General features: G+C 69.0%; 15 protein-coding genes and 1 pseudogene. 8 read left to right on the top strand and 8 right to left on the bottom strand.

Going from position 1 to position 18,323, the window contains the following annotated elements:
- The first annotated feature begins 39 nt into the window (after window positions 1-39).
- The 3 genes from ACI2LP_RS14795 (at window position 40) to ACI2LP_RS14785 (ending at window position 5,294) form a co-directional block, all read left to right on the top strand.
- A complete protein-coding gene (locus ACI2LP_RS14795; RefSeq protein ID WP_404724903.1) occupies window positions 40-1,551 on the top strand; it encodes an LCP family protein in 1,512 nt (503 codons plus the stop codon).
- Between the two features lie 221 nt (window positions 1,552-1,772).
- Window positions 1,773-3,512, top strand: coding sequence for an LCP family protein (locus tag ACI2LP_RS14790; RefSeq protein ID WP_404724902.1), 1,740 nt, complete (start codon window positions 1,773-1,775; stop codon window positions 3,510-3,512).
- Window positions 3,513-3,563: 51 nt separating this feature from the next.
- Entirely contained in the window at window positions 3,564-5,294 is a 1,731-nt protein-coding gene (locus ACI2LP_RS14785) for an LCP family protein (RefSeq protein WP_404724901.1), read from the top strand.
- 63 nt (window positions 5,295-5,357) lie between these two features.
- Here ACI2LP_RS14785 and ACI2LP_RS14780 read toward each other — a convergent pair whose 3' ends face one another.
- Entirely contained in the window at window positions 5,358-6,368 is a 1,011-nt protein-coding gene (locus tag ACI2LP_RS14780) for a glycosyltransferase family 2 protein (protein WP_404724900.1), read from the bottom strand.
- 148 nt (window positions 6,369-6,516) lie between these two features.
- Here ACI2LP_RS14780 and ACI2LP_RS14775 point away from each other — a divergent pair, with 148 nt between their 5' ends.
- A complete protein-coding gene (locus ACI2LP_RS14775) occupies window positions 6,517-7,965 on the top strand; it encodes an LCP family protein (RefSeq protein WP_404724899.1) in 1,449 nt (482 codons plus the stop codon).
- A gap of 57 nt (window positions 7,966-8,022) precedes the next feature.
- Here ACI2LP_RS14775 and ACI2LP_RS14770 read toward each other — a convergent pair.
- Window positions 8,023-8,572 (bottom strand): annotated as a pseudogene (locus ACI2LP_RS14770) (acyl-CoA thioesterase).
- Window positions 8,573-8,678: 106 nt separating this feature from the next.
- Here ACI2LP_RS14770 and ACI2LP_RS14765 point away from each other — a divergent pair.
- Both ACI2LP_RS14765 and ACI2LP_RS14760 read left to right on the top strand, forming a co-directional pair.
- A complete protein-coding gene (locus tag ACI2LP_RS14765) occupies window positions 8,679-9,893 on the top strand; it encodes an LCP family protein (RefSeq protein WP_404724898.1) in 1,215 nt (404 codons plus the stop codon).
- A 104-nt stretch (window positions 9,894-9,997) separates the two neighbouring features.
- Window positions 9,998-10,306 carry an antibiotic biosynthesis monooxygenase family protein gene (locus ACI2LP_RS14760; protein ID WP_404724897.1) on the top strand — a complete coding sequence of 103 codons (309 nt, stop codon included), beginning with the start codon at window positions 9,998-10,000 and terminating at the stop codon, window positions 10,304-10,306.
- A gap of 64 nt (window positions 10,307-10,370) precedes the next feature.
- On the opposite strand, the gene ACI2LP_RS14755 is transcribed toward ACI2LP_RS14760, so the two are convergent.
- On the bottom strand, window positions 10,371-11,537 hold the full coding sequence (locus ACI2LP_RS14755; protein ID WP_404724896.1) for an acyl-CoA dehydrogenase: 1,167 nt from the start codon (window positions 11,535-11,537) through the stop codon (window positions 10,371-10,373).
- A gap of 166 nt (window positions 11,538-11,703) precedes the next feature.
- On the opposite strand from ACI2LP_RS14755, the gene ACI2LP_RS14750 reads away from it, so the two are divergent.
- Window positions 11,704-13,047, top strand: coding sequence for a UDP-glucose dehydrogenase family protein (locus ACI2LP_RS14750; RefSeq protein WP_404724895.1), 1,344 nt, complete (start codon window positions 11,704-11,706; stop codon window positions 13,045-13,047).
- A 34-nt stretch (window positions 13,048-13,081) separates the two neighbouring features.
- On the opposite strand, the gene ACI2LP_RS14745 is transcribed toward ACI2LP_RS14750, so the two are convergent.
- Complete coding sequence (locus tag ACI2LP_RS14745) at window positions 13,082-13,597, bottom strand: CGNR zinc finger domain-containing protein (protein ID WP_404724894.1); 516 nt, start codon at window positions 13,595-13,597, stop codon at window positions 13,082-13,084.
- Window positions 13,598-13,691: 94 nt separating this feature from the next.
- Between ACI2LP_RS14745 and ACI2LP_RS14740 the strand changes: the two genes are divergently transcribed.
- Entirely contained in the window at window positions 13,692-14,054 is a 363-nt protein-coding gene (locus ACI2LP_RS14740) for a VOC family protein (RefSeq protein WP_404724893.1), read from the top strand.
- Between the two features lie 12 nt (window positions 14,055-14,066).
- Here the strand turns inward: ACI2LP_RS14740 and ACI2LP_RS14735 are convergent, their stop codons facing one another.
- The 4 genes from ACI2LP_RS14735 to ACI2LP_RS14720 form a co-directional block, all read right to left on the bottom strand.
- Window positions 14,067-15,191: a dipeptidase gene (locus tag ACI2LP_RS14735; RefSeq protein WP_404724892.1), complete on the bottom strand. Its 1,125-nt coding sequence runs from the start codon at window positions 15,189-15,191 to the stop codon at window positions 14,067-14,069.
- A gap of 163 nt (window positions 15,192-15,354) precedes the next feature.
- The gene (locus ACI2LP_RS14730; protein ID WP_404724891.1) at window positions 15,355-16,539 is read right to left on the bottom strand and encodes a dipeptidase; all 1,185 of its coding nucleotides are present in this window, start codon (window positions 16,537-16,539) and stop codon (window positions 15,355-15,357) included.
- A 21-nt stretch (window positions 16,540-16,560) separates the two neighbouring features.
- Window positions 16,561-17,097: a 5-(carboxyamino)imidazole ribonucleotide mutase gene (gene purE / locus ACI2LP_RS14725; RefSeq protein WP_404724890.1), complete on the bottom strand. Its 537-nt coding sequence runs from the start codon at window positions 17,095-17,097 to the stop codon at window positions 16,561-16,563.
- Window positions 17,094-18,212 (bottom strand): 5-(carboxyamino)imidazole ribonucleotide synthase, encoded by a 1,119-nt coding sequence (locus ACI2LP_RS14720; RefSeq protein ID WP_404724944.1) that lies wholly within the window; start codon window positions 18,210-18,212, stop codon window positions 17,094-17,096. Before ACI2LP_RS14720 ends, purE begins: the two co-directional genes overlap by 4 nt.
- Window positions 18,213-18,323 lie beyond the last annotated feature (111 nt).

Genomic DNA, 18,323 nt, shown 5'->3' with positions numbered 1-18,323 from the left:
CTGCGATCGGCGACCCAGCGCGCCGCCGACGCCATAAGGATGGACGCAGACGTGACGGAAAGTGCCGGGGCCGGCGAAGCCGGCAAGGACGCGGCCGGTACGGATGGTGCCGGGGGCACCGACGCCAGTACGGGTGCGCCCCGGGGCGCCGACGATGCCGCGCCCGCGCCCGCGGAAACCGGTACAGAGTCGCGTACGGATGCCGGTACAGCATCGGACACGGATCGCGGTGCGGACTCCCGCGCGGAGTCGGACACAGACTCCGCACGTGACGCGGACGCGAAGTCGCCTACGGTCGCCGAAACGGACTCCGGTACCGACGCGGACACCGGCGACGGCCACAACGGCGAAGACGGCAACGGCGACGAGGGCAGCGGTGACGGTCGGAGCGAGGAAGGCGGCGACGGAGTCAACCGCAAGCACCACTGGCTTCGTTGGGCCGCCCTCGGCACCTCCGTCGTCGTCCTCGCCGCCGCCGGCGTCGGCTGGTGGTTCTACCGCAAGCTCGACGCCAACATCACCACCGACACCACCGCCGCCGCCGAGCTCGAGACGTACGAGAAGGAGCGCCCCACGCCCGTCGCGCTCGGCGCGCAGAACATCCTGCTCCTGGGCTCCGACACCCGCTCCGGCGCGGGCAACAGCAAGTACGGCCGCGACGACGGCGGCAGCCAGCGCTCCGACACCACGATCCTGCTGCATATCGCGGCCAACCGGCAGAGCGCGACGGCGATGTCCATTCCGCGCGATCTGATGGTCGACATCCCGAGCTGCCGCAAGCCCGACCGCACCCGTACGAGAGAGCAGTTCGCGCAGTTCAACTGGGCGTTCGAGTTCGGCGGCGCGGCCTGCACGATCCGCACGGTCGAGCGCTTCACCGGCGTCCGCATCGACCACCACATGGTGGTGGACTTCAGCGGCTTCAAGGGCATGGTCGACGCCGTGCACGGGGTCGAGATCTGCCTCAAGGAACCGATCGACGACGCCGACGCGCATCTCAAGCTGCGCGCGGGCAAGCAGACGCTGAGCGGCGAGGAGGCGCTCGGTTACGTACGGGCCCGGAAGTCCATCGGGAACGGCAGCGACACCGAGCGGATGGAACGCCAGCAACAGTTCCTGGGCGCGCTCGTCAAGAAGGTGCAGAGCAATGGCGTACTCCTCAATCCGACCCGGCTCTACCCGGTGCTCGACGCGGCGACCAAGTCGCTGACCACCGACCCGGGCCTGGATTCTTTGAAAGATCTGTACGACCTGACGCGCTCTATTCGCAGTATCCCGACCGAAAAGGTGCAATTCCTGACGGTTCCACGACAGCCGTACAGCGCCGATCCGAACCGCGACGAACTCGTCGAGCCCGAGGCGAGTCAGCTCTTCAAGCGGCTTCGCGAGGACACGCCGGTCGCGGTCGTCCCTGCGGGCAAGAACGGCAAGGAGGGCAAGGACGACAAGGAAACGTCGGCCGACGAGAGGCCGGACGACACCGGTACGGCGAGCCCGACTCCGGGGCCGACTTTCTCCGGCACGAATGCCGCTGTGGGCACGTGCGAGTAAAGCGATGGCCAAGTCAGGAGCCGCAGACCATGAAGATTGGGCGAATTGCCCGGTTGTAAGGGGCGTGGAATTTGTCACGGACGTCGCTCGACGTTGAACTGGGCGGATAGTGTGACGCGATCCGGTGCTTCCGACCTCGGGTCGCGCACTGCTGCATCGAAAGACCGAGCGCCCTTCGGGGGAGGCGCCTCGCGTGGCACCGACGGAGGACTCAAGCAACCGTGGATGCGCAAAGCCGTGGGCGGGCGGACGAGATCGACCCCGCCGACCAGTGGGTACTCAACCCGCAGACCGGCAATTACGAACTGCGACTGGACCAATCCGCACAGCATTCGTCCCCGCCGAGAAGTAACGCTGCGAGAAGTACCCCTCCGAAAAATGCCGCTTCGGGAACTCCCGCGCCCGGAAGCCGCCAGGGCCGCAGGACCGCGGCCCCGGGCCGCGAGGTGCCGGGTCAGCGATCCCGCCGCGCGGGCAATGCCTCCGGCGGTACGAATCCCCCCACGGCCGGCCGCCGCAAGCGCAAGCAGCCCGCGTCGCGCAAGAAGAAGGCGCTGCTGTGGACGGGCGGCGTGATGGCCTTCATCGTCGTCGCCGGCTCTGTCGGCGCGTACCTCGTCTACCAGCACTTCGACTCGAACCTGAACACGGTCGACGTCGCGGGCGCGGGCTCCGGCGGGTTCAAGAAGGACCAGGCCATCAACATCCTGCTCATCGGCACGGACAAGCGGTCCGGCGAGGGCAATGACGGCTACGGCGACAAGAACAGCGTCGGGCACGCCGACACCACGATCCTCTTCCATGTCTCCAAGGACCGGACGAACGCGACCGCGCTGTCCATACCGCGGGACCTGATCACCAACATCCCCGACTGCCCGACCAAGACCGCAGAGGGCACCAAGGACATCGGCGGTACGCGCAAGACGCGGTTCAACGAGAGCCTCGGCCAGGAGGGCCGCGACCCCGGCTGCACCATGCGTACGGTCGAAGAAATCACCGGCGTCACCGTCGACCACTTCATGATGGCCGACTTCAACGCGGTGAAGTCCATGACGACCGCGGTCGGCGGTGTCGAGGTCTGCCTCGCCAAGGACATCAACGACAAGGACTCCAAACTCAACCTCCCGGCGGGCAAGCACGTCATCGAGGGTGAGCAGGCGCTGGCGTTCGTGCGCACACGGCACTCGGTGGGCTTCGGCGGCGACCTCAGCCGGATCGAGATCCAGCAGCAGTTCCTGAGCTCGCTGATCCGGAAGATGAAGTCGAGCGACACTCTCTCCAGCCCCACCAAGATGTGGGACCTGGCCGAGGCCGCCACCAAGGCGCTCACGGTCGACAACGGCATAGGCAAGATCTCCCGGCTGCGCGATCTCGGCATGGAGCTGGCGAAGGTGAACCCGAAGAACATCACCTTCGCGACCGTGCCGGTGGTCGACAACACCGACAAGGCGACCGTGCTGCTCAACGAGAGCAAGGCCCAGCCGCTGTTCTCGATGATCCAGAACGACACCTCGCTCACCGAGGTCAAGGAGAAGGAGCAGGACGCCAAGAACCAGCAGGCTGCGCTGCTCAAGGGGCCGCGGGCGGCCGCCTCCGACGTGCGGGTCGCTGTCTACAACGGCAGCGGGAAGCAAGGGGCGGCGCTGTCGACCCTCACCTGGCTGCAGAACGAGGAAGGCGTACTGAAGTCGAGCAACGAGGGCAACGCTCCCGCCAAGCTCGCCAGAACGACGCTGGTGTACGCGCCGAACCAGGCCGATCAGGCCCGCAAGCTCGCGGACTTGATGGGCCTGCCTGCCACGGCGCTGAAGCCGGGCACGAAGGACGCCGTGGGACGTGAGGCGATGACGCTGACCCTCGGATCCGATTTCAAGGGCGCAGGGGTGCCCATCACCGGTCCGGCGAAAGCGCCGGAGGGTGTGCAGAAGGTCGAAGCGGACAAACAGGTGTGCGCCAAGTGACCCCGTGACACCGGGTCATGAGGAGCGCCTGAACGACAGGGGGGACCCGGGGTGGGAAAGAACAGCGTGCGGGGAGAGGGGACGCGTGACCGCGTCCCGCACGCCCGCGATCTGGGCTGGGACGACAGCCTGTACGGCGAGGGGGGCGACGACCAGGCCGCCCGGGGCCGCCGCGGCAGGACCGGCCGTGAGGCCCGTACGGCGGAGGGTGTCGCGGCCGAGGGGTCAGGTGCCTCCGGGGACGGCCGCGCGCCCGGTCGCCGGCACAGCGGCCCCCACAGACACGGAAAACGCGGCAAGCGCCGCGTCCTGCGCTGGGTCGCGTCCGTGCTGTCGCTGCTGATACTCGGCACGGCCGGCGCCGGATATCTGTACTACGAGCACCTCAACAGCAAGCTCAAGAAGGACGACCTGAACCTCGGCGGCAAGATGCGCGACCATCAGGCCAACGCCGCCGGTCAGGTCCCGCTGAACATCCTGCTCATCGGCTCGGACGCGCGGGACTCCAAGAAGAACCAGGAGCTCGGTGGCGCCAAGAAGACGTTCGGCGGCACACCGCTGGCGGACGTACAGATGCTGGTGCACGTCTCCGCCGACCGCAGCAATATCTCGGTGATCAGTATGCCTCGTGACACCCTGCTCAAGATCCCCGAGTGCACGGACAGCAAGGGCAAGACATTTGCGGCCACCGGCTGGAGGCCGACGAACGAGTCGCTCGGCCGCGGCGGCCCCGGCTGCACGGTGGCCACCTGGTACCAGCTCACCGGCATCACCATCGACCACTTCATGATGATCGACTTCGCCGGTGTGGTCTCCATGGCGGACGCCATCGGCGGCGTCCCTGTCTGCGTCAGGCAGAACGTCAACTCGCGCAACAGGCAGGGCCAGGGCTCCGGCCTCAAGATGGCAGCGGGCACGCACCCGGTCAAGGGCGAGCAGGCGCTGCAGTGGCTGCGTACGCGCTACGGCTTCGAGGACGGCACCGACCTGGCCCGTACGCACGCTCAGCACATGTACATGAACTCGATGGTCCGTGAGCTGCGCAAGAACACCAAGCTGACCGACCCGGCCAAGCTGCGCAATCTCGCCGAGGCCGCGATCGACGCGCTCACCGTCGACAAGGGCATCGGCACCGTCAAGGAGCTCTACGACCTGGGCGAGGAGCTCAAGAGCGTCCCGACCGACCGGATCACCATGACGACCATGCCGAACTTCTACACTCAGCGGCCCGGCTTCAGCGGGAAGGTCGAGCCCAAGCCGGGCGACGCCGAGCAGCTGTTCCGGATGGTCCGTGAGGACATTCCGCTGGACGGCAAGGCTCCGAAGAAGAAGCCGGCGGCTCCGGCCGTCTCCAAGGACCCGGCCGCTGCGCCCGGTGAGATCGCGGTGATGGTGCAGAACGGCACGGGCGGCGACGGCGCGATCGCCGAGAAGGGCCGGGCGACGGCGGTCGCGGGGCTCCTCTCCGGCAAGGGCTTCACCCGGGCGCAGGCCGACGCCACGACCAACCCGCAGGAGAGCACGGTCATCCGCTTCTCCAACGCCGAGTTGGAGGGCGACGCGCAGGCGGTCGCCAAGTCCCTCGGGATTCCGCTGACTTCGGTGAAGAAGTCGACGGACGTCACCGGCATCACGCTGATCGTGGGCGCGGACTGGCGGCAGGGCGACACCTACCCGAAGACGGCGCCGAAGGACGACAACAAGACGCCGACATCGGCGCGGCCGCTGAACGGCGGCAACGACAAGGAGTGCATGGCGATCCAGCCCGGTTTCACCTGGTAGTTCACGTGGACGCGAAGGAGCCCCGGTGCGGATGCCCGGGGCTCCTTCGCGTACGTGGCTGGATCAAACGGTTTTCACGGCCGGGCGACGGCTCGCGATGACCTTCCTCGCCAGCGCGCGCGGGCTGGTCAGGAAGCCGTACCCCCACGACATGTGCATGGTGGCCAGCGCGACGGGGATCTGCAGGCGCGCCTTGAGCGGCAGGCCCTTGCCCGCGGGGAGGGATCCGGCGACGATCGCGACCAGATAGCCCGCCGGGACGACGAAGCCGACCGGGGTGAGGGCCACGCCGGCCACCAGGCCCGCGACGATGGCGCAGACGGCCGTCGGCGGGGCGAGATAGCGCAGATTGATGGAGCCCTGGTGGTAACGGGCGACGACATGGCGCCAGCGGCCGTAGTCCTTGTACTGCTTGGCGAGCGCCCTGACGGAGGGCCGCGGCCGGTACTGCACCCTGAGCTCCGGCGAGAACCAGATCTGGCCGCCCGCCTCACGGATGCGGAAGTTCAGCTCCCAGTCCTGGGCGCGGATGAACTCCTCGTTGTAGCCGCCCTGCTGCTCCAGCGCCTGGCGGCGGAAGACACCCAGATACACGGTTTCGGCCGGGCCCGCCTGACCGCCGGTGTGAAATGCGGCATTGCCCACGCCGATCTTCGACGTCATGGCGGCGGCGACGGCGTGCTCCCAGTCGTTCTCGCCCTCGGCGTGCATGATGCCGCCGACGTTCTGCGCGCCGGTCTCCTCAAGGAGACGGACAGCGGTGGCGATGTAGTTCGCGGACAGCATGCCGTGGCCGTCGACGCGTACCACGATCGGGTGGCGGGAGGCCTTGATGGCGGCGTTCAGCGCGGCAGGCGTGCGGCCGGTGGGGTTCGGGACGGTGTGGACGCGAGGGTCTTCGCGTACCAGCTCGGCGGCGATCTCGTCGGTGCGGTCCGTGGACGGCCCGAGCGCGATCACCACCTCCATCTCGCCGTCGTACTCCTGCTCGAGGATGTGACGGACCGAGTTGCGCAGATGCCGCTCCTCATTGAGGACCGGCATGATTACGGAGACGGGGGGCGTGGCGTTCATCGGGCGCCACGTTACCGCGAATGGGGGACACGGACGCGCGGCGGCCGGGTCGGTGCCGGTGGCCGCAGATCGTATCGGCCTACGGTGTGCACGATCCCCCTGTCACTCGCGGAGGTATCCCCTCTGTTACTCGCGGAGGTATCCCCTCGTGCCCACGCCGCCCCGCTCCGCCCGTCCCCGGCCGAATGCCCAGCACCGGCCCAGACGGCCGGTCCAGCGGCCGCGCTGGGGGGTCCGGGTGGCGACGACGCTCTCGGTGCTGGTGCTCGGCGCGGGCGGCATCGGGCACGCGGTGGTGACCAGCCTGGACACTGGCATCAGCCGGGTGGATCCGTTCAAGGACATGAAGAACCGGCCCGAGGCGGGGCACGGCATGAACCTCCTGCTGGTCGGCACGGACGGCCGCGACAAGATCACGCGGGCGGAGAAGTACAAGTACCGGCTGGGGGGCGCGCCCTGCCACTGCACCGACACGATCATGCTGGTGCACATCTCGCAGGACCGGGAGCGGGCGAGTGTGGTGAGCCTGCCGCGGGACAGTTACGCGGAGATCCCGGAGCACACCGACGAGACCACCGGCAATCACCACGGGGCGCATCCGGTGAAGCTCAACGCGGCGTACGCGGAGGGCGGGCCGGCCCTGACGGTACGGACCGTCGAGCAGATGACGAAGGTCAAGATCGACCACTATCTGGAGGTCGACTTCACCAGCTTCATGAAGACGGTGGACGCGCTGGGCGGGGTGGAGGTGTGCACGCCTCGGGCGATGAAGGACAGCTATACCGGCCTGAACCTCGGTGTCGGCACACACAAGCTGGACGGTGGGCACGCGCTGCAGTATGTGCGCTCGCGCCATATCGACGGGGCGGCTGATCTGGGGCGGATGCAGCGCCAGCAGCGCTTCGTCGCGGCACTGATCAACCAGGCGACGAGCAGTGGGGTGCTGCTCAACCCGGTCAAGCTCCGTGAGGTCGCCTCGACGATGCTCAACTCCGTACGGGCGGATCAGGGCTTCGGGACGGAGGAGATGCTTGCCCTGGGGCGGGCGATGCGGGGCTTCACGGCCGCGTCGTCGGAGTTCACGTCCGTACCGGTGAACAGTGTGGGCTACCCGGTGAAGGGCCTCGGCTCCACCCTGAAATGGGACGAGCCGAAGTCGACGAAGCTCTTCCGGATGCTCCGCGAGGACAAGCCGCTCGCGCCACACCGCCCGCAGCAGCAGAAGGCGACGACGGTCGATGTGTCGCCGCGGCAGATCCGGGTCCAGATCTACAACGGCACGCGTACGGATGGTCTGGGCGGGAAGGTCGACGACGCGCTGCGGGCGACGGGCTTCAATACGACGCGTACGCCGGAGAGCAGGTCCGGCGCGGAGGTGCGGCGCACCTATGTGAGATACGACCCACGCTGGGACCGCTCGGCGAGATCACTCGCGGCGGCGCTGCCGGGCTGCGAACTGCGGGCGGTGAAGGGCCAGGGCCCGACGCTGAAGGTGACGGTGGGGACGAGGTACAGAGGGGTGACGCCGGTCCGCGCGGAGGAAACGCACCAGGGGGAATTCGGAGCGGTGACGGGTGACCAGGTGGTGTGCCCGTAGCTTGTGACCGGGGGCAGCCCCCGGAGGGTCCGGGGCGGAGCCCCGGTTCGGATACCGCTAGTCCTCCATGCCCTCCGCCGCGCGCTTCGCTCGCAGCTCCCTGATCGCCCGGCGGCGAGCCAGCCGGTGCGTGCGGCGGATCTGCGCCTCCTGGTAGCGGCGCTTGTCCCGCTCCGTCTCCGGGATCACCGGCGGTACGGGACGCGGCTTGCCGTCCCCGTCGACCGCCGCGAAGACCAGGTACGCGCTGCCGACCTGCGTCGCCGGCGTCGACTCGTTCCAGCGCTCGGCCAGCACCCGCACGCGGCCCAGGTCAACTGGACCGGCCGGTCCAGTTGACCTGGGCCTTCACATGCACCAGGTCGCCGACCCTGACCGGCTCCAGGAAGGCCATCTCGTCCATGGAGGCGGTGACGGCAGGTCCGCCCGAGTGACGGCCGGCGACCGCGCCCGCCGCGTCGTCCACCAGCTTCATGATCACGCCGCCGTGCACCGTGCCGAGAAGGTTGGTGTCGTGGCCGGTCATGATGTGACTCAAGGTAGTACGGGACGCCGAAGTGGGCTTGCCCGGAATCTCTGACTCCGGTCGCTGGGCCTGGTCTGTCATGCCCTCCACCATATGCCGGGCCCCATTGCATCAGAATCGCAACAGCCCTGGTGCGATTCCTCACCCCCTCTGGGAGGCGGGAGCCCCGGCCTGCACACTGGTCCGCATGAATGATTGGCCCGAAGGATACGGACGCGGCAGCCGGGGTGCGCAGCCCGAAGGCGCTCGCGTAATGCGCCATGTGCAGCGAGGACCGGTCCCGCAGCAGCAGTCGCAGGGATACGACGACGGTTACGACGCCTCCTACGACAGTGGCTACAACACGGGCCAGGTCTACGGAGGCCAGGGCGGAGGGAACGGGGTCCCGCCGCAGTCCGGCGCGCCGTACGCCCGCCCAGCCCCGAACTGGCGCCGCCGCCTCAAGATCGGCTCGCTGGTCCTGGTGGTGGCGCTGCTCGCCGTCTCCATAGGCACGTACTTCTGGGCCGACTCGAAGCTCAAGCGCGAGGTCGACCTCTCGAAGGTGATCGAGCGCCCGGGCGAGGGCGAGGGCACGAACTACCTGATCGTCGGCTCCGACAGCCGTGAGGGCATGTCGGCCGAGGAGAAGAAGAAGCTCCACACGGGCTCGGCCGAGGGCAAGCGGACCGACTCGATGATGATCCTGCACGACGGCTCCAACGGCCCGACGCTGATCTCGCTGCCTCGTGACTCGGACGTGGAGATACCGTCGTTCAAGGGCTCCCAGTCCGGCAAGCTCTTCCCGGCGAAGGGCCGCCACACCAAGCTGAACGCCGCGTACGCGGAGGACGGCCCGGAGCTGCTGGTCCGTACGGTCGAGCACAACACCGGCCTGCACATCGACCACTACGTCGAGATCGGCTTCGCGGGCTTCGCGAACATCGTGGACGCCATCGGCGGCGTGGAGATCGACATCCCGAAGGCCTTCAAGGACAAGAACTCGGGCGCCGACTTCCAGGCGGGCAAGCAGACGCTGGACGGCGAGCAGTCCCTGGCCTTCGTGCGCACGCGGTACGCCTTCGCGCAGAGCGACCTGGACCGTACGAAGAACCAGCAGAAGTTCCTCGCGGCCCTGGCAAGCCAGACGGCGACGCCGGGCACGATCCTCAACCCGTTCAAGCTCTACCCGACGATGAGCGCGGGCCTGGACACACTGATCGTCGACAAGGACATGAGCCTGTGGTCGCTGGGCCAGATGTTCTTCGCGATGAAGGGCGTGACGGGCGGCGAGGGCAAGTCGATGAACATGCCGATCTCGGGCAGCAGGGGCGGGAACCTGGTCTGGGACAAGACGAAGGTGAAGCAGCTCGTCGAGCAGCTGAAGAACGACGAGAAGGTCACGGTCACCTCCGACCGCTGACACCGTCCTCCCGGACGCCTTCCCGAACGCTCCACTGAGATCGCGGACTTCGTGAGGCAGCCATAGGCTGCCTCACGAAGCGATCAAGGAACGAGGTGCGCGTCATGGCGGAGGACACCCGGTACTGGGCCTCGGGCAGCTGGCATGTGACCGACGGAAAGGCCGACGAGTTCGTCGAGCGCTGGACGGAGTTCCTGACCTGGACCAAGCAGGCCAACGAGGGTTTCCTGACGGCCCGGCTCGTCCACGACCTGGCGGACCCGAACCACTTCGTGTCCTTCGCGGCCTGGCGGGACCTCGACTCCGTGATCGGGTGGCGGGACAAGCCTGAGTTCGAAAAACTCTTCGGGAGCTGCCGAGCCCTCTGTACGAACATGCACGGAAGCAACTACGAGGTCGCCGTGGTGGTCTGAGGGCCAACTGCCAGAGGCACCCCGGAGGGCGCCTCTGACCTGCGCTTACAGCGTGGCTTTCAGGTTACGGAAGGTTCCTCGCCATCACGATCCGCTGCACCTGATTCGTACCCTCGTAAATCTGCGTGATTTTGGCGTCGCGCATCATGCGCTCGACCGGGTAGTCACGCGTGTAGCCGTAGCCGCCGAGCAGCTGGACCGCGTCCGTGGTGACCTCCATGGCCACGTCCGACGCGAAGCACTTCGCGGCGGCGCCCTGGAAGGTCAGGTCCGCGTCCCCGCGCTCCGACTTGGCGGCGGCCGCGTACGTCAGCTGGCGGGCGGCCTCGATCTTCATCGCCATGTCGGCGAGCATGAACTGGATGCCCTGGAAGTCCGCGATCGGCTTGCCGAACTGCTTGCGCTCCTGGACGTAGCCCTTGGCGTAGTCGAGCGCGCCCTGGGCGATGCCGAGGGCCTGGGCCGCGATCGTGATGCGGGTGTGGTCCAGGGTCTTCATCGCGGTGGCGAAGCCGGTGCCCTCCGCTCCGATCATGCGGTCGGCGGGGATACGGACGTTGTCGAGGTAGACCTCGCGGGTCGGGGAGCCCTTGATGCCGAGCTTCTTCTCCGGGGCGCCGAAGGAGACACCCTCGTCGGACTTCTCGACGACGAAGGCGCTGATGCCCTTGGAGCGCTTCTCGGGGTCGGTGACCGCCATCACCGTGTAGTACTCGGAGACGCCGGCGTTGGTGATCCAGCGCTTCACGCCGTTGAGCACCCAGAAGTCACCGTCGCGGACGGCCTTCGTCTTCATGCCCGCCGCGTCGGAGCCCGCGTCCGGCTCGGAGAGGCAGTACGAGAACATCCCGTCGCCCTTGGCGAGCGGGCTCAGGTACTTCTTCTTCAGGTCCTCGGATCCGGAGATGATCACCGGGAGCGAGCCGAGCTTGTTCACGGCAGGGATCAGGGACGAGGAGGCGCAGACGCGTGCGACCTCTTCGATGACTATCACGGTCGCGAGCGCGTCGGCGCCCGCGCCGCCGTACTCCTCGGGGACGTGGACCGAGTGAAGGTCGGCGGAGACCAGGGCGTCCAGCGCCTCCCGCGGGAAGCGGGCCTCTTCGTCGACCTCGGCCGCGAACGGAGCGATCTTTGCCTCGGAGAGCGAGCGGATGGCGTCGCGCAGCATGTCGTGCTCTTCGGACGGGCGGTACAGGTCAAACGCCGAGTTACCGGTCGATCCGGACAAGGTCTCTCACTCCCCAAGGAACGCTAACTACCGTTAAGTAACGTAATTTTAAAGGGCTCGTCGTCCCCAGGCATACGTGACCTTGGCGACAGCGGAAAAGTGCCCGTGCCGAGGCCCGACTATGCTCAGGCTCGCATTCCCAGCCCGCGATTCACTGGAGCACCGCATGGCCCTCAAGATCACCGTGATCGGCACCGGATATCTCGGCGCCACGCACGCAGCGGCCATGGCGGAACTGGGCTTCGAAGTGCTCGGCCTCGATGTCGTGCCCGAGAAGATCGAGATGCTGTCGGCCGGCAAGGTCCCGATGTACGAGCCGGGGCTCGAGGAACTGCTCGCCAAGCACGTCGCGGGGATCGAGGGATCGAGCGGGCGGCTGCGTTTTACGACCTCCTGGGAGGAGATCGGGGAATTCGGCGACGTCCATTTTGTGTGTGTGAACACGCCGCAGAAGCACGGCGAGTACGCGTGTGACATGTCGTACGTCGACCGCGCCTTCAGCTCTCTCGCGCCGCAGCTGAAGCGGCCCGCGCTGGTGGTCGGGAAGTCGACCGTGCCGGTCGGCAGCGCGGCCCGGCTGGCGGCGCTGCTCACCGAGCTCGCCCCGGTGGGGGCGGACGCGGAGCTGGCCTGGAACCCCGAGTTCCTGCGCGAGGGCTTCGCCGTGCAGGACACGCTGCACCCCGACCGGATCGTCGTGGGCGTGGAGAGCGAGCGCGCGGAGAAGCTGCTGCGCGAGGTGTACGCGACGCCGGTCGGCGAAGGGTCGCCGTTCGTCGTGACGGACTTCCCGACGGCGGAGCTCGTGAAGACCTCCGCGAATTCGTTCCTCGCGACGAAGATCTCGTTCATCAACGCGATGGCGGAGGTGTGCGAGGCCGCGGACGGCGATGTCGTCAAGCTCGCCGAGGCGATCGGGTACGACGAGCGGATCGGGGCGAAGTTCCTGCGGGCCGGGATCGGCTTCGGCGGCGGCTGTCTGCCGAAGGACATCCGCGCGTTCATGGCGCGCGCCGGTGAACTGGGCGCCGACCAGGCGCTGACCTTCCTGCGGGAGGTCGACTCGATCAATATGCGCCGGCGCGGCCACATGGTGGAGCTGGCGCGGGACGCGGTCGGCGGCGATTCCTTCCTGGGCAAGCGGGTGGGCGTACTGGGCGCGACGTTCAAGCCGGACTCGGACGACGTACGGGACTCGCCGGCGCTGAACGTCGCGGGGCAGATCCACCTCCAGGGCGGCCAGGTCACGGTCTACGACCCGAAGGGTATGGGGAACGCTCGGCGGCTGTTCCCGACGCTGGGGTACGCGGACACGGCACTGGAGGCGGTGCGGGGCGCGGATGTGGTGCTGCACCTGACGGAGTGGCGTGAGTTCCGCGAGCTGGACCCGGCGGCGCTGGGCGAGGTCACGTCGAGCCGGATGATTCTGGACGGCCGGAACGCGCTGGACAGCGCGAAGTGGCGCGAGGCGGGCTGGACGTACCGGGCGATGGGCCGCCCGCGGGCCTGACCCGCCGGGGCCCGCGGGCCCGCGACTTCAGCCCTCAGCCCGTGCTGGTGCGCCGGGCCCGGTACGTACGCATCTTGGCGCGCGCCCCGCACACCGACATCGAACACCAGCGGCGCCGGCCCGCCGGGCTGCGGTCGTAGTACGCCCACTGGCAGTCCTCCGCCTCGCAGGCCTTCAGTCGCGCCCAGGTCCCGTCCGCGGCCGCCGCGGCGAGTGCGTGTGCGATACGGGACACGAGGCTGCCCGGGTCCGCGGGGCGGAGCGCGGCGGACCCGTCCTCGGCGACGGTGACATGGAGCGGGGCCCTGGCCAGCAGCTCGTCGAGCGCGGCGGGCGAGCGGCCCGGCGCGCGGTGTCCGGCGTGCGCCAGGCAGGCGGCGCGAAGGGCCTCGCGCAGTTCGCGGGCGGCAGGCACGTCCCGCTCGGCGAGGCCGAAGGCGGCGCGGCCGTCCGTGGTGTCGAGGGAGTCGGCGCCGGTCTCGATGTCCAGCGTGTTCACCAGCGCCTCGACCAGCGCGAGGCCGCCGGGTGCGGGTGCCCGTTCATTCATGGTTGCGACGTTACCGCTGATGAGGGAGCATGAGGTAACAGTTACCGGTTGAATCGCTTTAACGGTAACTCTGGCTCCGGATCGAGGAGGAACCATGGCCATCGCCACCCTGGGGACCGTCGTGCTGGACTGTCCCGACCCCGTCGCACTCGGCCGCTTCTACGCAGATCTGCTGGGCGGTGAGGTCAAGGTCGACGACGACGGCTGGGTCGCCCTGCAGGGCGTGCCGGGCGCCGCGCTGGCGTTCCAGGCCGCGCCCGGCTTCGTACCGCCGCGGTGGCCGGCGCCGGACGCCTCGCAGCAGTTCCATCTTGACCTGACGGTGGAGGACCTGGACACGGCCGAGAAGGGGGTACTGGCCCTGGGCGCCAAGCCGCTGGACGCGGATGACCGGTCGAGGTCGTGGCGGGTGTACGCGGACCCGGCGGGACACCCCTTCTGCCTGTGCGCGTGCTGAGGTCGGCGTCGCTCACGCATCCAGCGGCGTCAGCACCGGGACGGAGCGGCGGGGCTTTGTCGATCTGGCCGTGAACTCCGCCGCCCGCAGCACCCGCGACACGTTCCCCCACGTCAGGGCCTCGATGTCCGCCTCCGGCCAGCCGCGGTCCAGGAGTTCGGCGATCAGGCGGGGGAAGCAGGACACGTCGCCCAGGCCGGGGGCGTGCGGGGTGCCCGTGTCATAAGCGCCGGTGAGCGCCACCGACTGCGGGCCGGCCGTGTCGCGGACATGGGTCAGACGGTTCGCCGCTTCGTGGAGTGTGGCCGCCGTGCAGGCGACCATGCAGACACCACCGTTGGCACGGAGCCGCAGCAGGACGTCGTCCGGGACCTCTTCCGGATGGTGCGAGATGACGACCGGGGCCTTGGCCACCGCCAGCGTCCGGCACATCGTCTCCGGCGTGCAGCCGGACAGATCGACGAGGACGCCCAGGCGGTTCATCTCGCGGACGACTTCCCAGCCGGCGGAGGTCAGTCCGGTGCGCTGCGTCCAGCGGGTGCCCGCAAGGGTCAGGCTGCGAACGCCCAGCGCGTGATACGCCCGCAGTGTGGCGAGCGAGCCGCCGAGCGCCGGGCCCGAGACCGGGCCGAGCAGCGCGGCCGTCCGCCCGCAGTTGCGCGCGTCGGCCATGTCGTCGGCGCTCAGCGCGAGGCGCAGACCCTCGGGGCATTGGGCCACCAGGGTGCGGACCAGATCGAGTTGTTCCAGCGTCGCCGTCACCGCACGGTCACCCGTGAGCTCGGGCGGCACATGCAGGGACCAGAACTGCGCACCGACGCCACCGACCCGCAGTCGCGGTATGTCCGTCTCCAGCAGCCCCTCGCCCTGTTCGATGTCGTACGACGAGATGTCCCGCAGCGCCCCGGCAAGCCCGCTCCGGCCGTCGGCTACGGGGTGCGTGGCGAGGAGTTCCCGGGCGCGTTCCATGCTCTCGGCCGCCGGCTCGGGCGGCTCCGGCTGCTCGGGCGGCTCTGACAGCTCTGACGGCTCCGGCTCGGGCAGCTCCGCTGACGGCTCTCTGCTCGGCGGCGCCGGGTCGTCGAGGTCGCCGACCGCGACGGCGGGGTCGGGGTCGTCCTGCTGCAGATCTGCCATGGCGTCCTCCGAGCTTCGACGGCGGTGCCGTACGCCCACCGTGGCACGGGAGCCGCGAGGGTTCGCGGCAACGTGGTGCGTTCGGGGGTACGGGGGCCTGATCCCCGTACCCCCGAAGCGCACTCGGCCGTATCCAGTCGTGCTCAGTCGTATTCAGCCGTGCTCAGCCGTCGAGCTGCCCGATCGTCGCGTTGGACGGACCGCGCCGCGTCTGCAACTCGCGCGCCACGTCCTCCGCCGCCCGCAGCACCCGCACCGCGTTCTGCCAGGTCAGCTTTGCCAGGTCGGACCCCGACCAGCCGCGCCGCAGCAACTCCGCGATCAGGTTCGGGTAGCCCGCGACGTCGTCGAGGCCTGCCGGGACGAAGGCAGTGCCGTCGAAGTCGCCACCGATGCCGATGTGGTCGACGCCGGCCACCTCGCGCATATGGTCCAGGTGGTCCGCGACCGTCGACACGGTCGCCACCGGCCGCGGGTTCGCCGCCTCGAAGGCCGCATGGACCTTCATCGCCTCCGGTGTGGTGTCCAGGTGGTGCAGGCCGTGCGCCTCCATGTTCTCGTCCGCGGCCCGGGTCCAGTCGACCGCCGCCGGGAGGATGAACTTCGGCACGAAGGTCGCCATCGCCACGCCGCCGTTGGCGCGCAGCTGCGCCAGTACGTCGTCCGGGATGTTGCGTACGTGGTCGCAGATCGCCCTGGACGAGGAGTGTGAGAAGACAATCGGCGCGACCGAGGTGGCGAGCGCGTCCCGCATCGTCGACACCGCGACGTGCGAGAGGTCGACGAGCATGCCGATGCGGTTCATCTCCCGTACGACCTCTTCGCCGAAGGCCGAGAGCCCGCCCACGCCCACCTCGTCGGTCGCCGAGTCCGCCCACGCGATGTTGTCGTTGTGGGTCAGCGTCATATAGCGCACGCCCAGGGCGTACAGCGCGCGCAGCGTGCCCAGGGAGTTGTTGATGGAGTGGCCACCCTCAGCGCCCATCAACGACGCGATACGGCTCTCGCCGCGCGCCTTCTCCATGTCGTCCGCGCTCAGCGCGCCGGCCAGGTCCGCCGGGTAGCGCGCCAGCATCTGGCGCACCCCGTCGATCTGCTCCAGCGTCGCGCTGACCGCGTCGTCCCCGGCCAGGTCGCTGCGCACGTACACGGACCAGAACTGCGCGCCGACCCCGCCGGAGCGCAGCCGGGGGAGGTCGGTGTGCAGCCGGCCGGTCTGGTCGGCTGCGATGTCGAGCCGGTCCAGGTCGTAACGGACGCTCCGGCGCAGCGCCCAGGGCAGGTCATTGTGTCCGTCGACGACGGGGTGGGACGCAAGAAGCTCGTGTGCCCGGGTGAGGAAGTCCATGTCTGTGTTACTTCCCGGAGGTCACTTCCCGAAGCCGAAAGACTCCGCGCCCGCCACCTTGGCCCGCAGCCGCTTGCCCTTCTCCGTGGCCTGGTCGTTCAGCTCCTGCTGGAACTCCCGCATACGGACGAGGAGTTCGGTGTCCTGCGTGGCAAGGATGCGGGCCGCGAGCAGACCCGCATTACGCGCGCCGCCGACCGAGACCGTGGCGACGGGCACGCCCGCGGGCATCTGCACGATGGACAGCAGCGAGTCCATCCCGTCGAGGTACTTCAGCGGTACGGGAACGCCGATCACCGGCAGCGGGGTGACGGAGGCGAGCATGCCCGGCAGATGGGCCGCTCCCCCGGCGCCCGCGATGATCGCCTTGAGGCCGCGGTCCGCCGCTGCCTCTCCGTACGCGATCATTTCGCGCGGCATCCGGTGCGCGGACACGACGTCGACCTCGAAGGGGATCTCGAACTCGTCGAGTACCTGCGCGGCGGCCTCCATCACAGGCCAGTCGGAGTCCGAGCCCATGACGATGCCGACGAGGGGGCGCTGTGCGGGGCTGGTCATTCGGTGATCGTTCCTCTGAGGTAGCCGGCTGCGTGACGGGCGCGCTCCAGCACGTCGTCCAGATCGTCGCCGTAGGTGTTGACGTGACCCACCTTGCGGCCGGGCTTTACGTCCTTGCCATACATATGGATCTTCAGCTGCGGGTCGCGGGCCATGCAGTGCAGATACGCCGCGTACATGTCGGGGTAGTCGCCGCCGAGCACATTCGCCATGACCGTCCACTTCGCGCGCGGGCGCGGGTCCCCGAGCGGGAGGTCGAGCACGGCGCGTACGTGATTGGCGAACTGGGAGGTCACGGCCCCGTCCTGGGTCCAGTGGCCGGAGTTGTGCGGGCGCATGGCGAGCTCGTTGACGAGGATGCGGCCGTCGGCCGTCTCGAAGAGTTCGACCGCGAGATGGCCGACGACGCCGAGCTCCTTGGCGATCCGCAGGGCGAGCTGCTGGGCCTGGCCGGCCACCTCCTCGTCCAGACCGGGCGCGGGCGCGATCACCGTGTCGCAGACGCCGTCGACCTGCTGCGACTCGACGACGGGGTAGGCGACGGCCTGGCCGTGCGGGGAGCGGACGATGTTCGCCGCGAGCTCGCGGGTGAAGTCGACCTTCTCCTCGGCGAGGACGGGGACGCCCGCCTTGAACGGCGCCTCGGCGTCCGCCTGCGTACGGACGAACCAGACGCCCTTGCCGTCGTAGCCGCCGCGGACCGTCTTGAGGATGACGGGGAAGCCGTCGCCCTCCTCGGCGAAGGCCGTCACATCGGCGGGGTCCGTCACGATGCGGTGGCGCGGGCAGGGCGCACCGAGCTCGTCGAGCTTGGCACGCATCACGCCCTTGTCCTGCGCATGCACCAGGGCGTCCGGCCCCGGGCGGACGGGAATGCCGTCCGCCTCCAGGGCCCGCAGGTGCTCGATCGGGACATGCTCATGATCGAAAGTAAGCACGTCGCAGCCCCGCGCGAACTCACGGAGCGTGTCCAGGTCGCGATAGTCGCCGATGACGACATCGCTGACCACCTGGGCCGCGGAGTCCTGCGGGGTGTCACTGAGGAGCTTGAATCTGATGCCGAGGGGGATGCCCGCCTCGTGGGTCATACGGGCGAGCTGGCCGCCGCCGACCATGCCGACTACCGGGAACGTCACCCACCTAGGGTATCCGCCGCCCCGGCGCCCCCCGTCGCCCGCGGCACCCGGCCGCCGTCGCCCTGGTCACAGCCGCGCCACACCATTGTC

Origin of the sequence: Streptomyces sp. NPDC019890 (genome assembly GCF_044903445.1) — a bacterium.
Taxonomy (GTDB): Bacteria; Actinomycetota; Actinomycetes; order Streptomycetales; family Streptomycetaceae; genus Streptomyces.
This window is presented reverse-complemented; position numbering and strand designations above follow the sequence as displayed.